13 protein-coding genes and 2 riboswitches are annotated in these 16,288 nt (G+C 66.9%); of the genes, 11 read left to right on the forward strand and 2 right to left on the reverse strand.

The window, feature by feature from the left end; translation table 11 throughout:
• Positions 1-475 precede the first annotated feature (475 nt).
• Positions 476-1,030 (reverse strand): helix-turn-helix transcriptional regulator, encoded by a 555-nt coding sequence (locus tag JOY88_RS04260; RefSeq protein ID WP_293500633.1) that lies wholly within the window; start codon positions 1,028-1,030, stop codon positions 476-478.
• Positions 1,031-1,033: 3 nt separating this feature from the next.
• On the reverse strand, positions 1,034-1,312 hold the full coding sequence (locus tag JOY88_RS04265) for a hypothetical protein (protein ID WP_293500634.1): 279 nt from the start codon (positions 1,310-1,312) through the stop codon (positions 1,034-1,036).
• Between the two features lie 181 nt (positions 1,313-1,493).
• On the opposite strand from JOY88_RS04265, the gene JOY88_RS04270 reads away from it, so the two are divergent.
• From JOY88_RS04270 to JOY88_RS04320, 11 genes are all read left to right on the forward strand, one after another.
• On the forward strand, positions 1,494-2,003 hold the full coding sequence (locus tag JOY88_RS04270; protein ID WP_293500636.1) for a type VI secretion system tube protein Hcp: 510 nt from the start codon (positions 1,494-1,496) through the stop codon (positions 2,001-2,003).
• Positions 2,004-2,196: 193 nt separating this feature from the next.
• Positions 2,197-2,883 (forward strand): DUF6624 domain-containing protein, encoded by a 687-nt coding sequence (locus tag JOY88_RS04275; RefSeq protein ID WP_293500638.1) that lies wholly within the window; start codon positions 2,197-2,199, stop codon positions 2,881-2,883.
• A 98-nt stretch (positions 2,884-2,981) separates the two neighbouring features.
• Positions 2,982-3,971, forward strand: coding sequence for a S1C family serine protease (locus JOY88_RS04280; protein ID WP_293500640.1), 990 nt, complete (start codon positions 2,982-2,984; stop codon positions 3,969-3,971).
• 128 nt (positions 3,972-4,099) lie between these two features.
• Complete coding sequence (locus JOY88_RS04285) at positions 4,100-4,966, forward strand: lysophospholipid acyltransferase family protein (RefSeq protein WP_293500642.1); 867 nt, start codon at positions 4,100-4,102, stop codon at positions 4,964-4,966.
• A gap of 4 nt (positions 4,967-4,970) precedes the next feature.
• The gene (locus JOY88_RS04290; protein ID WP_293500643.1) at positions 4,971-5,891 is read left to right on the forward strand and encodes an aspartyl/asparaginyl beta-hydroxylase domain-containing protein; all 921 of its coding nucleotides are present in this window, start codon (positions 4,971-4,973) and stop codon (positions 5,889-5,891) included.
• A gap of 111 nt (positions 5,892-6,002) precedes the next feature.
• On the forward strand, positions 6,003-9,248 hold the full coding sequence (locus JOY88_RS04295; RefSeq protein WP_293500644.1) for an amidohydrolase family protein: 3,246 nt from the start codon (positions 6,003-6,005) through the stop codon (positions 9,246-9,248).
• A gap of 24 nt (positions 9,249-9,272) precedes the next feature.
• A riboswitch (glycine riboswitch) is annotated at positions 9,273-9,370 on the forward strand.
• A 20-nt stretch (positions 9,371-9,390) separates the two neighbouring features.
• Positions 9,391-9,505, forward strand: a riboswitch (glycine riboswitch).
• Between the two features lie 28 nt (positions 9,506-9,533).
• On the forward strand, positions 9,534-10,646 hold the full coding sequence (gene gcvT / locus JOY88_RS04300) for a glycine cleavage system aminomethyltransferase GcvT (protein ID WP_293500646.1): 1,113 nt from the start codon (positions 9,534-9,536) through the stop codon (positions 10,644-10,646).
• Between the two features lie 6 nt (positions 10,647-10,652).
• Positions 10,653-11,294 (forward strand): FMN-binding negative transcriptional regulator, encoded by a 642-nt coding sequence (locus JOY88_RS04305; protein ID WP_293500648.1) that lies wholly within the window; start codon positions 10,653-10,655, stop codon positions 11,292-11,294.
• Between the two features lie 27 nt (positions 11,295-11,321).
• The gene (gene gcvH, locus JOY88_RS04310) at positions 11,322-11,696 is read left to right on the forward strand and encodes a glycine cleavage system protein GcvH (RefSeq protein WP_293500650.1); all 375 of its coding nucleotides are present in this window, start codon (positions 11,322-11,324) and stop codon (positions 11,694-11,696) included.
• A gap of 34 nt (positions 11,697-11,730) precedes the next feature.
• Positions 11,731-14,619 (forward strand): aminomethyl-transferring glycine dehydrogenase, encoded by a 2,889-nt coding sequence (gene gcvP, locus JOY88_RS04315; RefSeq protein WP_293500651.1) that lies wholly within the window; start codon positions 11,731-11,733, stop codon positions 14,617-14,619.
• 273 nt (positions 14,620-14,892) lie between these two features.
• Positions 14,893-16,281, forward strand: a complete 1,389-nt coding sequence (locus tag JOY88_RS04320) for an L-serine ammonia-lyase (RefSeq protein ID WP_293500652.1) — start codon at positions 14,893-14,895, stop codon at positions 16,279-16,281.
• Positions 16,282-16,288 lie beyond the last annotated feature (7 nt).

Raw genomic sequence — 16,288 nt, forward strand, 5'->3', positions numbered from 1 at the left:
CGCGAGCAAGGCATCTCGTCCCTCAACAGCGATGCCGAGCATCAGGTGTGGTTGAGCTCGCTCGGCATCGTGGAATGCATTGCCTACACGGCGTCACGTATCAAACGCTGAGCAGGCCGGCAAGGACGCCCACGACTTACCGCTTACGTCCGAGAGTTCGTAAACGCCTAGCGTCCTCAGCCCCTGCGCCGCACCTATGGAGAAGGCAACGACTTACCGCGCGCTCCTCCCTATTCAGAGGCTGGAACTAGCAGCGCCATTGAGCCAGCCTGCGAGACGCTTGCTCGTGGCCTGGGAGCGACCAAGCTATGAACCGCCGAACAGTGCGTCCGCATACGCGGCGTTCAGTGTCCTTGACCAGTTCATGGGGACCAGTTCAATCCATCCCAACGCCTCGCCCTTCGTCTTGGCTGCATACGGCAGGCGCAGTACCGCGGGAATGCCAAGCGCGTCCCACAACTTCTGCAGGCGCTCCCTAGGTCACCCGTTTCGACACTGCGTACGCGACAAGCGTCTTCAGTTCCCTTCGAACCTTTGGAACGAGGCGACGCATTTGAACTTCCTTTGCAATGTTCACCTGCATGGCTGTCCGCGCAACCTCGAGCATGGTCGCTTCCACTTTGTAGGTGCCGCGCGCCTGTAGCCATGACATGACTTCGGCCAAATGCCAGACCGTGACGCTTCCCTCATGCACGGGGGCCGGGAAGGACATCGCATGGCTCACCATGAGCTTGCGCATGTTCTGACGGGTGACACCAACCACTTCGGCGACGTCGGTCAGTCCCACGAAGTCCGGCGCAGCTTCAATGAGCTTGGCGGTCGGAATGGCTTTCTTGACGTCCGCCATTGCACTCAGAAGTGCCGCTTCGGCGCTCTCTGCTTCCCGGACGAACTCAAGCGCGATTCGGCCAGGTTGACCAATGCCCACCAGCGCGTCATCGCAGCCAGCCGCACCTAGCCGCTCCACGAGTTGCTCGTGGTTGGCGTCTTGCTCTGCGAGTTGATATTTGAGCGTGAAGGTGTATTCCACCGGTCAGTCCTTTGCCGCCTCATCGGAGTCGGCTTGCTGTTTCTGATGCGTGGTGCAGTTGTCGACTACGCGCTTGAGCTGGCGAGCATGGTTCCCGAGGTTCTTCGGGGTGCTCCAAACGCTCGTGATGCAGAACTCACCGCAGCGGCACTCCTGGTCGTTGTAGGGGCAATAAATCCGGCCCCAAGCATGCGAACCGCCGACCTCCACACGCCAGTCGTTGTCTTCGGCGCGCTGAAGCGCTTCCTCTACTTCCTTCTTCGGGTGGGTTGCGCGAGCCATTCATATTTCCAGCTTACGAGCCCAGGAATGAGTTGTCAAGTGACAACCCAACAACTCCCGCTGAGTCGTCGAACGGCTTCCAACTCGAGGAGCTGACCGCCTCGATCCGCCTGGCGGTCAAGCTGCCCACGTGATGCCCGCCCGCCCCACTATCACTCGGACTCTGTCTTGAAGGAACCCCATGGACCTGATCCTCTTTCAGCCGGGCGACTCGGGCGTCTTTGCAGGACCGAACAGCTTCTCCCAAGGCGGCAGCCTGATCGACGGCAAGAAGTGGATGGGCGACTCCATCAAGCTGGGCCCGTGCATCGAGCTCGTCTCGGTGCACAACGGCATGAAGCAGCAGGTCACCACCGATGTAAGCACCTCCGCGCGCACCTCGGGCCGGCCCGTCATCACTGAGCTCACCTACGTCAAATACGTCGACAAGACCTCGGTGAAGATGTACGAGTACTGCTTGCGTGCCCAGCCCCTGGGCGTGAGCGACAAGAACCCGCCCTTCCTCTGCATCCTGCGCAACTCGGGCGACAATACCTCCTTAAGTCGCATCTCGATGTCGAAGATGTCTGGCTCTCATGCCGAGCATGGTGATTGCGGTGCAGCGGGCGCTCGGAAGCGCCGGACTCGGTGCGCATTTCCGGGTAGTGGGCACGCATGCGTTGTGCACAACGCCCCCAATGCGCACTCTTGAGGTGTGCGTTGCAATCAGGGCGTGTAAGGCTTCATCCTGATGGGGTGAAGCCGCTGGTCCAAGATTCGCCCACGACAATGAAGTTGAACGATTTGCTGGACTGGGCCGATAGGGCGTACAAGTCCGGCCGCGGAAAGAACAACGGGCACGCGGCGGTGAGGATGTGCCACGGGATTCGAGGGAGGCCCTACACATGCTTACCAAATGGAGCTTCATTGTTCTCGCAGCAGCAGCGCCCATTGCTCATGCGGATTCGACTTGCGCGTGGTCGACTTACGAGTCCAGGCTCATTGCGGCGAGCGACGCCGACCAGGATTCAAGGAAGGAGCTGGGTCGGCTGTTTACAGAATTCATGACTCGCCGGCGTAGCGACGGCATCGCCACCGAACCAGGGCGCCCCGCTGCGACAGAGGATGAGCGAAAGCAGTGGGTCGACGCAAGCAGGAGAATTGCAGCAGCGGCGACAAGCGGGCAACAACTGGTCGTACCGCTGCTGGAGCAATGCGGCTGGCCCGACCGAAATGAGCTTTCGTCCAAAGCCGTCGATGCAGCTTGGTTGATCGTGCAGCACGCGTCGCTCGATATTCAACTGAAGATTGCGCCCATCGCAGATAAGGCCGTCAGTGCGGGCAAGTTGCCGCCCCAGCAATTTGCCCTGCTCGTCGATCGCATTCGGATGCGCCAAGGGCAGCCTCAGCGATATGGGAGTCAACTCTTCACAACCGTGGACGGCAATATCGAGAAAGCCATCTTGTACAAGGTCGAGGACGAGGAAAATCTGGACACGCGACGTGCATCCGTTGGGCTTCCCCCCATATGTGACTACATACGCGGCTTTACGGAATACAAGGCCGGCGATGTGTACGCCCGTTGCAAATGATGCCGGCGATATCGGAGTCGCCCCGGAGAAGCCCCTGCCGCTCAATCCGTTGATAACCATCAAGAGGCCACACTCGACAAGACGCTAGGGTGACGGCCATGTCTCGCCCCCCTGCCCCCGCCCTGCTCCTCGCCTGCGCGCTGCTCGCCCTGGCACCTTGGGTGGAAGCCGCCCCGGCGGCTCGTGCGCCAGCCAAGACCCAGCCCGCCAGCTTCGCCGAGGCCTACCAGCGCGGCGCGGCCTGGAGCGTGGGGGTCTACATGTTCGTAGCCGGCGAGGAGGACCCACGCGTCGGCGCGGGCTTCTTCGTCGACGACAGGGGCGGCATCGCGACCGCAGCCCATCTGCTTGGCGATACGCCGCAGATCCTTGTGGCCCTGCCCGACAAGCGGCTGATCGCCGCCCGGGTGGAGGGCGTGGACGCGTCGACGGACATCGCGTTGCTGCGCGTCGACACCCCACCACCCATGCGCCCCGTCTTCACGCGCCCCGGCAGCCTGCGCGTGGGCGACTGGGTGATGGCCATCGGCGAACCCTTCGGCCTCGAGCATTCGGTGTCGGCCGGCATCGTCAGCGGCAAGGACCGCCATTTCGGCGACGACGGCGAGCTGATGTTCATCCAGAGCGACGTGGCCCTGAACCCGGGCAACTCCGGCGGCCCGCTGCTGGATGCCGGCGGTGCCATCGCGGGCATGAATGCCCGCACCATCGTCGGCCCCGCGGGCACGCCCGGTGCCAGCCTGGCCATTCCCATCGACATCGTCCTGCAGATCGTCGGCGAACTGCGCCAGGACGGCCGCGCCCCCGCCCGCCCGCGCCTGGGCGCCCAGTTCGACAACGTGCCGCCGCTGACGGCCTGGGCTGCCGGGCGCCGCGAGACCACCGGCGCCGTCATCCTGTCAGTAACACGCGGCAGCTTGGCGGAGCGGCTGCAGCTGCGCGCCGGCGACATCGTCACCGCGATGAACGACCGCGCCATCGGCGGCAGCGCCGACCTAGTCAATGCGCTGCTGGCCTGGCGCGCGGTGGCGGACACGCGCTTTGTTGTGCTGCGCGCCGGCAAGGAGCTGGTGCTGGCACTGGACTGACGCCCAGCGGGCGCTTTCAAGCAGCAAGCGCCGCCGGACGCACGCCCCAGCCACTACGATGCCGCCCCTGGACAGAATTGAGGGGCAGGGATGCTGCGGATGGATTTCGCTGAGGTGCGCGCGTGGGCGTGAAGCTGCTCGTGGGCCTGGTCTGGCTGCTGAGCTGGCTGCCGTTCCGCGCCATCTCGGCGCTGGGCTGGGCGGTCGGCAGCGTGATCGCGGTCCTGCCGACCTCGCGCCGCCACATCGGCGAGGTCAACCTGCGCCTGTGCCTGCCGGAACTCAGCGACGGCGAGCGCCGCCGCCTGCTGCGCCGGCATTTCGTCGCCATGGTGCAGATGCTGCTGGAATACGGCTACGGCTGGTTTGCCTCGCGCGAGCGGCTCAAGCGCCTGGTACGTATCCAGGGACTGGAGCACCTGCGCGCGCTGGAGGGGCGCAACGTCATCCTGATGATGCCGCACTTTACCGGGCTGGACCTGGCCGGCCTGCGCGTGTCGCTGGAAACGCCGCTGGTCAGCATCTACTCGGTGCAGAAAGACCCCTGGCTGGACGCCTTCTTCCGCGCCCGGCGGCTGCGCTTCGGCACCGGCATCATCTTCTCGCGCCAGCAGGGCACGCGACCCACGCTGCGGGCGCTGAAGGACGGCTACCGCCTCTACTATCTGCCCGACCAGGACTTCGGCCACCGCGACTCGGTCTTCGTGCCCTTCTTCGGCGTCAGCACGGCGACGATTGGCGGGCTGTCGCGCATGGCGGCCGTCACCCAGGCCGCGGTGCTGCCCTGCTACCCGCGGCGCGAGGCGGACGGCTACACGCTGGTCATCGAGCCGGCGCTGGACAATTTCCCCACCGACGACATCGTGGCCGACGCCACCCGCATGAACGCCGTCATCGAAGCCCAGGCGCGTCGACAATTGCACCAGTACTTCTGGTTGCACAAGCGCTTCAAGTCGCGCCCGCCGGGCGAGGCTGACTTCTACGCCCGGCCCTGAATCCATGAACCACGACATCCCCTACATCAAGCTCGCCATCGTGGCGGTCTTCGTGGCAAGCACGGTCTACGTGCACTTCCGCGGCCGCGTGCGGCTGCGCTTCTTCCGCCAGTTGATGGACCACTCCACCTTCATGGCGCCCATCAACTGCCTGATGTACCTGTTCTCCAAGCTGCCGGCCAAGCCCTATCTGCCGGTGGCTGGTTTTCCCGAGCTGAAGCTGCTGCAGGAGCACTGGCAGGACATCCGCGCCGAGGCCTTTCAACTGGCCGAGGCGGGCGAGATCAAGAAGAGCGACAAGTACAACGACGCCGGCTTCAACAGCTTCTTCAAGACCGGCTGGACGCGCTTTCACCTGAAGTGGTACGGCGACGCCCACCCATCGGCGCGCGAGCTCTGCCCCGTGACGACGGCGCTGCTGCAGCGCATCCCGACGGTGAAGGCGGCCATGTTCGCGGCCCTGCCGCCGGGTGGCCGCCTCGTCACGCACCGCGATCCCTTCGCGGGCTCGGTGCGCTACCACCTGGGCCTGGTCACGCCCAACGACGACCGCTGCTACATCTCGGTCGACGGCGAGCGCTACTCCTGGCGCGACGGCCAGGGCGTCATCTTCGACGAGACCTATCTGCACTACGCCGAGAACCAGTCGGACCAGATGCGCATCATCCTGTTCTGCGACGTCGAGCGGCCGCTGAACAACCCGGTGGCCCGCTGGTTCAACCATTTCATCAGCCACACGCTGATCCGCGCGGCCGCCGCGCCCAACTCCGACACCGACAAGACGGGCGGCATCAACAAGGCCTTTGCCTACGTGCAGCAGGTGCGCCTGTTCGGCAAGCGCATCAAGGCCAGGAGTCGCTTCGCCTACTACGGCCTGCAGTGGCTGATCTTCGGCGGCCTGCTGCTCTGGTGGCTGCTGGGCTGAGCGCCCTCGCCTCCAATCCATGCCACGCCCCCGTGGCAACCCTGAATGACGAACGGGACGCCCCGCCACGGGCGCTAACCTGGGCCGCTTGACCTCGACACCCCCCTCTCCATGCACCGACTGAAAGCCCTCCCCGCCCTCCTCCTGGCCGCCACGCTGTCGGCTCAAGCCCAGGAGGCCCCCAGCAAGGCGCCGGCCTGGAACGTCAACGCCCCGCCGGGCGTCCCCAAGACGGCCAACATCGACGTCAGGACAGGCACCTGGATGAGCGTGGACGTCAGCCCGGACGGCAAGACCCTGGTCTTCGACCTGCTGGGCGACCTCTACACGCTGCCCATCGGGGGCGGCGAGGCCAAGGCACTGACCCATTCCATCGCCTGGGAGCAGCAGGCCCGCTTCTCGCCGGATGGCAAGCAGATCGCCTTCCTCAGCGATGCCGGCGGCGGCGACAACCTGTGGGTCATGAATGTGGACGGCAGCAACGCCCGCGCCGTCACCAAGGAAGACTTCCGGCTGCTGAACAACCCGGTCTGGCACCCGAACGGGCGCTACCTGCTGGCGCGCAAGCACTACACCGGCACCCGCAGCGCGGGCTCGGGCGAGATCTGGCTGTACGCGGTGGATGCCGACGCGGCCAAGAACAAGGGCGTGCAGCTCAACGAGAAGCCCAACTGGCAGAAGGACCTGGGCGAGCCCGCGGTGTCGCCCGACGGCAAGTACCTGTACTACAGCCAGGACACGACGCCCGGCCGCGTGTTCGAGTACAACAAGGACGGCAACGGCGAGATCTACAAGATCTTCCGCCAGGATCTGACGGACGGCTCCGTCGAGCCCTTCGTGCAAGGCCCCGGCGGCGCAGTGCGGCCCACGCCCTCGCCCGACGGCAAGTACCTCGCCTTCGTGCGCCGCGTGCGCAACCAGAGCACGCTGTTCCTGAAGGACCTGAGCACCGGCGTCGAGCGTCCGGCCTGGAGCGGCCTGTCTCGCGACCTGCAGGAGATCTGGGCCATGTGGGGCGTCTACCCCAGCTTCGCGTGGATGCCCGGCTCCAAGGAGATCGTCGTCTGGGCGGAAGGCAAGATCTGGCGCGTTGATCCCTTCAAGGGCGCGGCCGTCGAGATCCCCTTCCATGTGAAGGACACACGCGAGCTGCGCGAGCCCATCCGCCAGGCCCAGGTCGTCGCGCCGGACAAGTTTGCCGTGCACCAACTGCGCGGCGCCCAGGTGTCGCCGGACGGCCAGCGCGTCGTCTACTCGGCGTTGGGCTCGCTGTACATCAAGGCCCTGCCCAACGGCACGCCGACCCGCCTGACCAAGCAGAACGAGGCCTTCGAGTTCGCGCCCAGCTGGTCGCGCGACGGCAAGAGCCTGGTCTACGCCACCTGGCGCGATGACACCCAGGGCAGCATCCGCCGACTGGACATCGCCTCCGGCAAGGAGACCGTCCTCGTCAAGGAGCCGGGCAAGTACCTGGAACCGCGGCTGTCGCCGGACGGCAGGCAGCTGGTCTACCGCAAGGTCAAGGGCGGCGGCCTGACCAGCCCCTGGCACAGCCTGGACACCGGCCTCTACCTCGCCGCGGCCGATGGCTCCGGCAAGGCCGAGCGCATCAGCAAGGATGGCAGCGCGCCGCAGTTCGGCGCCTCAAGCGACGAGGTCTTCTACACCCGGACCAGCAGCATCAGCGAGGTCGAGCAGCGTTTCGCGCTGATGCGCCTGAACCTGCGCGACCGCAGCGAGACCGAGGTCGCGCGCAGCGACGCGGCCGCCGAATACAGCGTCTCGCCCGACGGCCAGTGGCTGGGCTTCGTCGAGCGCTTCCACGCCTATGTGACGCCGCTGCCCAGCGTGCAGGGCCAGGCCGGCAAGACCCTCACCGTGGGTGCCAAGATGGATGCACTGCCGGTGCGCCAGCTTGACGTCAACGCCGGCTCGGCGCTGCACTGGAGCGGCGACGGCAAGCAGTTGCATTTCACGCTCGGCGACGAACTGTTCACGGCCAGCGCCGAAGGCAAGGACAAGGCGACGTCGCGCAAGATCGGCTTCGAGCAGGCCAGCGACAAGCCCAGCGGCAAGGTCGCGCTGACGGGCGCACGCATCGTCACGATGAAGGGCGATGAGGTCATCGAGGGCGGCACGATCGTCGTCGACGGCAACCGCATCGTCGCCGTCGGCAAGGACATCGCCGTGCCCGCCGACGCCAAGCGCATCGACGCCAGCGGCAAGACCATCGTGCCAGGCTTCATCGACGCCCACTGGCATGGCGCGATGAACGACGCCGGCCTGATCCCGCAGCAGAGCTGGATCAATCTCGCCTCGCTGGCCTTCGGCGTGACGACGCTGCACGACCCGTCCAACAACAACGCCGCCATCTTCACGCAGAGCGAGATGCAGCGCGCTGGCGTCGTGGTGGGCCCGCGCATCTACTCGACCGGCACCATCCTCTACGGCGCGCGCACGCCGTTCTACTCCAACGTCAACAGCCTGGACGACGCGCTGACCCACCTGAACCGCCAGAAGGCCGAGGGCGCCATCAGCGTGAAGAGCTACCAGCAGCCGCGCCGCGACCAGCGCCAGCAGGTGCTGGAGGCGGCGCGCCAGACGCAGATGATGGTGGTGCCCGAGGGCGGCTCGCTGTTCCAGAACAACATGAGCATGGTGGTCGACGGCCACACGACGGTGGAGCATTCGCTGCCGCTGGCGGACGTGTGGGACGACGTCAAGCAGTTGTGGGGCCAGACGGCGGTGGGCTACACGCCGACACTGAACGTGGGCTACGGCGGCCTGGACGGCGAGCATTACTGGTACGCCCGCACCGAGGTCTGGAAGCACCCGCTGCTGAGCCGCTACGTGCCGCGCACCGTCCTGGAGCCGCGCTCCGTACGCCGCGAGACGGCGCCCGAGGAGGACTTCAACATCCTGAAGGTGGCCCGCACGGCCACCGCGCTGTCGCGCGCCGGTGTCAACACCTCCATCGGTGCCCATGGCCAGCGCGAGGGCCTGGGCGCGCATTGGGAGATGTGGATGTTCGTGCTGGGCGGCATGACGCCGCACGAGGCGCTGCGCACCGCGACCATCAACCCGGCGCGCAACTTCGGCTTCGACAAGGACCTCGGCTCCATCGAGCCCGGCAAGCTGGCCGACCTCGTCGTCATCGCCGGCAACCCGCTGGCCGACATCCGCCAGAGCGACCGCGTCGCCCAGGTGATGCAGAACGGCCGACTGTTCGACGCGATGACGATGAACCAGCTCGCGCCGGTCGCCAAGACGCGCAAGCCGCTGTTCTTCGAAGGCGCCGACGGCCAGACCATGCCCATCGACAGCGAGGCGCTGGAATCCAGCCATCTGGGCGACTGAGTCGACCACCCAAGCTGGCTAGAATGCCGGCTGTCAGGAGAGCGCTCCGAGCTTTTTGGGAGCCGCCGAAGGCGCAGGGTGGCATCACTCGAACGCTCAGGCAAAAGGACTGACAAAACGCCGTCGGTGGCTGACACTGGCGGCGTTCCTCACTGGAGAGAGGCCGGCCCCCGAGCCGGCCCACCGAAGGGGCAAGCGAGCGCGGGACTGCCAACCGCCTTGTCAATCTCTCAGGTACCAGGGACAGCGAGGACATCCAAACCCGAAATCCCCTCGGAGCCCCTGATGTCCTCCCTGCTGCAAACGCCTCTCCACGCCCTTCATGTCGAACTCGGCGCCAAGATGGTGCCCTTCGCCGGCTACGACATGCCGGTGCAATACCCCAGCGGCGTGATGGCCGAGCACAAGCACACGCGCGCCGCCGCGGGGCTGTTCGACGTGTCCCACATGGGCCAGGTGCGCCTCGTCGGTGCCGATGCCGCCGCCGCGCTGGAAACCCTGGTGCCGGTGGACATCGTCGACCTGGGCGTCTTCAAGCAGCGCTATGCCCTGTTCACGAACGACCAGGGCGGCCTGCTGGACGACTTGATGGTCTGCAGGCGCCCGGACGACCTGTTCGTGGTGGTGAACGCCGGCTGCAAGGAGCAGGACATTGCTCACATGCAAAAGCACATCGGCGCGCGCTGCGAGGTCATCCCGGTGCCCGAGCGTGCGCTGCTGGCGCTGCAAGGCCCCGAGGCCGTGACCGTGCTGAGCCGCCTGAACCCCGGGGTCGCGCAGCTGACCTTCATGACCGGCGGCTTCTTCCAGCTGGACGGCATCGACACCTTCCTGACCCGCTCGGGCTACACCGGCGAGGACGGTTTCGAGATCTCCGTGCACCAGGACGATGCCGTCGCGCTGGCGCGCAAGCTGATGAGCCATGCCGAGGTCAAGCCCATCGGCCTGGGTGCGCGCGACTCGCTGCGCCTGGAAGCCGGCCTGTGCCTGTACGGCCACGACATCAACCAGACGACCACGCCGGTCGCCGCCTCCATCACCTGGGCCATCCAGAAGGTCCGCCGTGCCGGCGGCGCCCGCGCCGGCGGCTACCCGGGCGCCGCGGTCATCGAGGCCCAGCTCGCCAACGGCGCCGCCCGCAAGCGTGTGGGCCTGGTCGGCAAGGAGCGCATGCCCGTGCGCGAAGGCGCCAAGATCGTTGCCGCCGACGGCACCGAGATCGGCGTCGTCACCAGTGGCACGCTGGGCCCCACGGTCAACCAGCCGGTCGCCCTCGCCTACCTGGCCAAGGAACACACGGCCGTCGGCACCGAAGTCTTCGCCGTCGTGCGCGACAAGCGCACGCCCATGGTCGTGTCCGCGACGCCTTTCACGCCCAACCGCTACTACCGCGGCTGAGTCGCGATGTACCAGCCCAGCTATCACGCGCCGCCTGGCCCCGAGGCCATGCTCGACCTCGTCGCCGCCACCGCGCTGGCGACGATGGTCACCGTCGTGGATGGCTCGGCCGTGATCGACCACCTGCCCTTCGTGCTGGATCGCCGGCGCGGCCCGCTGGGTACGTTGGAGGCCCATGTGGCGAGCGCCAACCCCGTCTGGCAACACCTCGAAGCCGGCGCGCCGGTGACCGTCGTGTTCCAGGGCCCGGCCCATTACCTGTCGCCGGCCTGGTACCCGACCAAGCAGGCCACCGGACGGGTGGTGCCCACCTGGAACTATCTCGCCGTGCATGCCCGCGGCACCGCCCGCCTCGTGCGCGACGCCGAGCGGCTGCTGCCCATGCTGGAACGTCTCATCGCCGCCAACGAGGGCCCGCTGCACGGCGGCGACCACTGGAAGGCCGCCGACGCGCCCGCCGGCTACCTGGCGCCCATGCTCAAGGCCATCGTCGGCTTCGAGATCGAGATCGCCGGCCTCGATGGCCGCTGGAAGCTCGCCCAGGACGAAGCACTGCCGGACCGCCACGGCGCCGTGAGCGGCCTGCAAAGCCTGGGTGACCCGCGCGCCCGGGCCATGGGCGACCTGATTCAATCCACCCTTCCCTGACCCCGAATCCCACCCAAGGAGCAATCCATGAGCATCAAGTACACCCCCGACCACGAATGGCTTGACGTGCACGGCGACGGCACCGCCACCGTCGGCATCACCGTCCACGCGCAGGACGCGCTGGGCGACGTGGTCTTCGTGGACCTGCCCGAAGTGGGCAAGACCTATGCCGAGAAGGAAGTCGCCGGCGTCGTCGAGTCCGTGAAGGCCGCGGCCGACGTCTACATGCCGGTCGACGGCGAGATCACCGAGGTCAACGAAGCCCTGCGCGACGACCCGGCGCTGGCCAACACCGACCCGCTGAAGGCCGGCTGGTTCTTCAAGGTCAAGCTGAGCAACCCCGCCCAGCTGGACGCGCTGATGGACGCCACCGCCTACGACGCGCTGCTGAAGACGCTCTGATCCTCGCCCTGTAATTCCTCGAAGTAGACCCGCCATGCCGACGCCGCTCTCTCAACTCGAAGACGCCTCCGAATTCCACGCCCGCCACATCGGGCCGGATGCCGTCGATGAATCCCTGATGTGCGCCGCCGTCGGCGTGGCCAGCCGGTCCGCGCTGATTGACGCGGTCGTGCCCAAGGCCATCCGCCGCTCGCAAGGCATGAAGCTGCCCGCGCCCATCACCGAGGCGGGCGCGCTGGCCGAGCTGAAGGCCATCGCCGGCAAGAACAAGGTCTACAAGAGCTTCATCGGCCAGGGTTACTACGGCGTGAATACGCCCGGCGTCATCCTGCGCAACATCCTGGAGAACCCCGCCTGGTACACGGCCTACACGCCCTACCAGGCCGAGATCTCGCAGGGCCGCATGGAAGCGATCCTGAACTTCCAGACCATGGTGACCGACCTCACCGGCATGGACATCGCCAACGGCTCCATGCTGGACGAGGCGACCTCCGCCGCCGAGGCCGTCACGCTGGCCAAGCGTGGCGTGAAGAGCAAGAGCAACACGCTGATCGTCGCCGGCGACGTGCATCCGCAGACCATCGAAGTGATCCGGACGCGTTGCGCGCCGCTGGGCATCGAGGTGCTGGTCGGGATGGCGCCCGCGCTGATGGCCGAGAACGACTACTTCGCCGTCGTCTGCCAGTACCCCAGCACGACCGGCCTCATCCACGACCTGAAGGCCTTCGCCGACCAGGCCCACGCCAAGCAGGCCGCCTTCATCGTCTGCACCGACCTGCTCGCACTGACGCTGCTGGTCTCGCCCGGCGAGTTCGGCGCCGACATCGTGGCCGGCAACAGCCAGCGCTTCGGCATGCCCATGGGCGCCGGCGGCCCGCACGCCGCCTTCCTGGCCTGCAAGGACGAATTCAAGCGCTCCATGCCGGGTCGCCTGGTCGGCGTGTCTAAGGATGCGCAGGGCCACCCCGCGCTGCGCCTGGCGCTGCAGACCCGCGAGCAGCACATCCGCCGGGAGAAGGCCACCTCCAACATCTGCACGGCCCAGGTGCTGCCGGCCGTCGTGGCCAGCATGTACGCGGTCTACCACGGCCCGCAAGGCCTGAAGCGCATCGCCGAGCGTGTGGCCAGTTACACGGCCATCCTGCACGCCGGCCTGACGCGCATGGGCGTCAAGGTCGTCACGCCGCACGTGTTCGACACACTGCTGGTCGAATGCGAGCCCGGGCTCGTCATGGCCAAGGCCGTGGCGGCCCAGGCCAACCTGCGCAAGCTCGGTGACAAGCATGTCGGCATCGCGCTGGACGAGACGACATCGCGTGCCGACATCGAGGCCCTCTGGAGCTGGTTCGCTCCGGCCGGCGCCACCGTGCCGACCGTCGCCGAATTCGCCGACGGCGTCGACAGCCTGATCCCCGCTCACCTGCGCCGCACCGCCGCCTTCCTGACGCACCCGGTCTTCAACACGCACCACAGCGAAACCGAGATGCTGCGCTACATCCGCAGCCTGTCGGACAAGGACCTGGCGCTGGACCGCAGCATGATCCCGCTGGGCTCCTGCACGATGAAGCTCAACGCCACGGCCGAGATGATCCCCATCACCTGGCCGGAGTTCGCGGGCGTGCACCCGTTCGCGCCGCAGGAGCAACTGGCCGGCTACACCGAGCTGGACCAGTTGCTGCAGAACTGGCTGACCGAGTGCACCGGCTATGCCGGCATCAGCCTGCAGCCCAATGCCGGCTCGCAGGGCGAGTACGCCGGCCTGCTGGCCATCAAGGCCTGGCATGAGTCGCGCGGCGACAAGCAGCGCACCGTGTGCCTGATTCCTGAATCGGCCCACGGCACCAACCCGGCATCGGCCCAGATGGTCGGCATGCAGGTCGTCGTCACCAAGTGCGACAAGGAAGGCAACATCGACCTCGCCGACCTGAAGGCCAAGTGCGAACAGCACGCTGACAAGCTCGCCGCGATCATGATCACCTACCCCTCCACGTACGGCGTGTTCGACACGCACGTGAAGGAGATCTGCGCGATGGTGAAGAGCCACGGCGGCCGCGTCTACGTGGACGGCGCCAACATGAACGCGCTGGTCGGCATCGCCGCCCCGGGCGAGTTCGGCGGTGACGTGAGCCACCTGAACCTGCACAAGACCTTCTGCATCCCGCACGGCGGCGGTGGCCCGGGCGTCGGCCCGGTCTGCGTCGTGGACGATCTCGTGCCCTTCCTGCCGGCGCACCGCACCGCGGGCCTGGGCAAGGACACCAACATCGGCGCCGTGTCCGCTGCGCCTCTGGGCAATGCCGCCGTGCTGCCGATCTCGTGGATGTACATCCGCATGATGGGCGCCGAGGGCCTGAAGAAGGCCACCGAGATGGCCATCCTGAACGCCAACTACGTCGCGGCCCGCCTGTCGGACCACTACGACATCCACTTCAGCGGCGGCATTGACGGCGTCAAGGGCGGCGGCGTGGCCCACGAATGCATCCTGGACCTGCGCCCGCTGAAGGACAGCTCCGGCGTCAGCGCCGAAGACGTGGCCAAGCGCCTCATCGACTACGGCTTCCACGCGCCGACGCTGAGCTTCCCTGTCGCCGGCACGCTGATGGTCGAGCCGACCGAGAGCGAGAGCCGCGCCGAGCTGGACCGCTTCATCGACGCGATGATCCAGATCCGCCAGGAAATCGCCGACGTCGAGGCCGGCAAGCTCAGCCGCGAGGACAACCCGCTGGTCAACGCGCCTCATACCTCGATGGTCGCCAGCGCCTCCGAGTGGACGCACGGCTACAGCCGCGAGGTCGCCGTGTTCCCGCTGCCCTCGCTGCGTCGCCAGAAGTACTGGTCTCCGGTGGGCCGCGTGGACAACGTCTACGGCGACCGCAACCTGTTCTGCAGCTGCGTGCCGCTGAGCGAGTACGAAGAAGCCTGAGGCCGTGCGCTGGATCAAGTCGCTACGTCGAAGCCCAGGCTTTCACGTAGCGCTTGGTTTTGCATCACTCGTCGTGCTGAGCGTCCTGTTCGGGGCGCTGGTCGGTGCACCTGCCACGGCAGAGGAACAGCAGAAGCAATGCAATTCGGAATGTGCAAAGGTTGCGATGCTGGGCCAGCTGGAGCCCATCTACCCATCGACTCGAACCAGCCGGGGCAGCACACCGTTGGAATGCAAGTGCGTCTGGTATCGGACGCGGTAAGGACCTGAATCATGGCCGTCTCGGTTTTCGACCTTTTCAAGATCGGCATCGGCCCGAGCAGCTCGCACACGGTCGGGCCGATGCGCGCCGCGCGGCTGTTCGGGCTGCGCCTGCAGCACGACGGCCTGCTGGACCAGGTGGCCCGGGTGCAGGTCATCCTGTACGGCTCGCTCGGGGCCACCGGCAAGGGGCACGGCAGCGACAAGGCGGTGCTGCTGGGCCTGGCCGGGCACGAACCGGACACGGTGGATGTCGAAGCCATTCCCGCGCTGCTGGACGCCATCCGCGCCGGCGACCTGAACGTCATTGGCCAGCACCGGATCGCCTTCGACGAGTCCAAGGACCTCGTTTTCAAGCGCCGTGAGACGCTGCCGTTCCATGCCAACGGCATGCGCTGCATCGGCTTCGACGCCGAAGGCAACGAGATCGCCAATCGCGTCTACTACTCCGTGGGCGGTGGCTTCATCGTCAGCGACGAGGTGGCGGCCGACGGCAGCAAGCAGAAGGTCATCGCGCCCGACGTGACCGTGCTGCCCTACCCGTTCAAGACCGGCGACGAATTGCTGGCCCAGACCAGCCGCCACGGCCTGTCCATCGCCGAGTTGATGCGCCGCAACGAATGCCACTGGCGCAGCGAGGCCGAGATCGACGCCGGCCTGATGAAGATCTGGGACGTCATGCAGGCCTGCGTCGCGCGTGGCTGCAGGACCGAGGGCGTGCTGCCCGGCGGCTTCAAGGTCAAGCGCCGCGCGGCGCAGCTGCACCGCGACCTGACGGCCAACCCCGAAGCCGCGCTGCGCGACCCGCTGCAGGTGATGGACTGGGTCAACCTTTACGCGCTGGCCGTCAACGAGGAGAACGCCGCCGGGGGCCGCGTCGTCACGGCGCCCACCAACGGCGCGGCCGGCATCATCCCGGCGGTGCTGCACTACTACACGCGCTTCGTCCACGGCAGCACGCCCAAGGGCGTGACGGACTTCCTGCTGACCGCCGCCGCCATCGGCATCCTCTACAAGGAGAACGCGTCCATCTCCGGCGCCGAAGTGGGCTGCCAGGGCGAGGTCGGCGTGGCCTGCTCGATGGCCGCCGGCGCACTCTGCGCCGTCATGGGCGGCACGCCGGAGCAGGTCGAGAACGCCGCAGAGATCGGCATGGAGCACCACCTGGGCCTGACCTGCGACCCCGTGGGCGGCCTGGTGCAGATCCCCTGCATCGAGCGCAACGCGATCGCGTCGGTCAAGGCCATCAATGCGGCACGCATGGCGCTGCGCGGCGACGGCACGCACTTCGTCAGCCTGGACAAGGTCATCAAGACCATGCGCGACACCGGCGCCGACATGATGACCAAGTACAAGGAAACCGCCCGTGGCGGCCTGGCCGTGAACATCGTCGAGTGCTGATGCGGCC

Origin of the sequence: Roseateles sp. (genome assembly GCF_019237615.1) — a bacterium.
Lineage (GTDB): Bacteria > Pseudomonadota > Gammaproteobacteria > Burkholderiales > Burkholderiaceae_C > Pelomonas.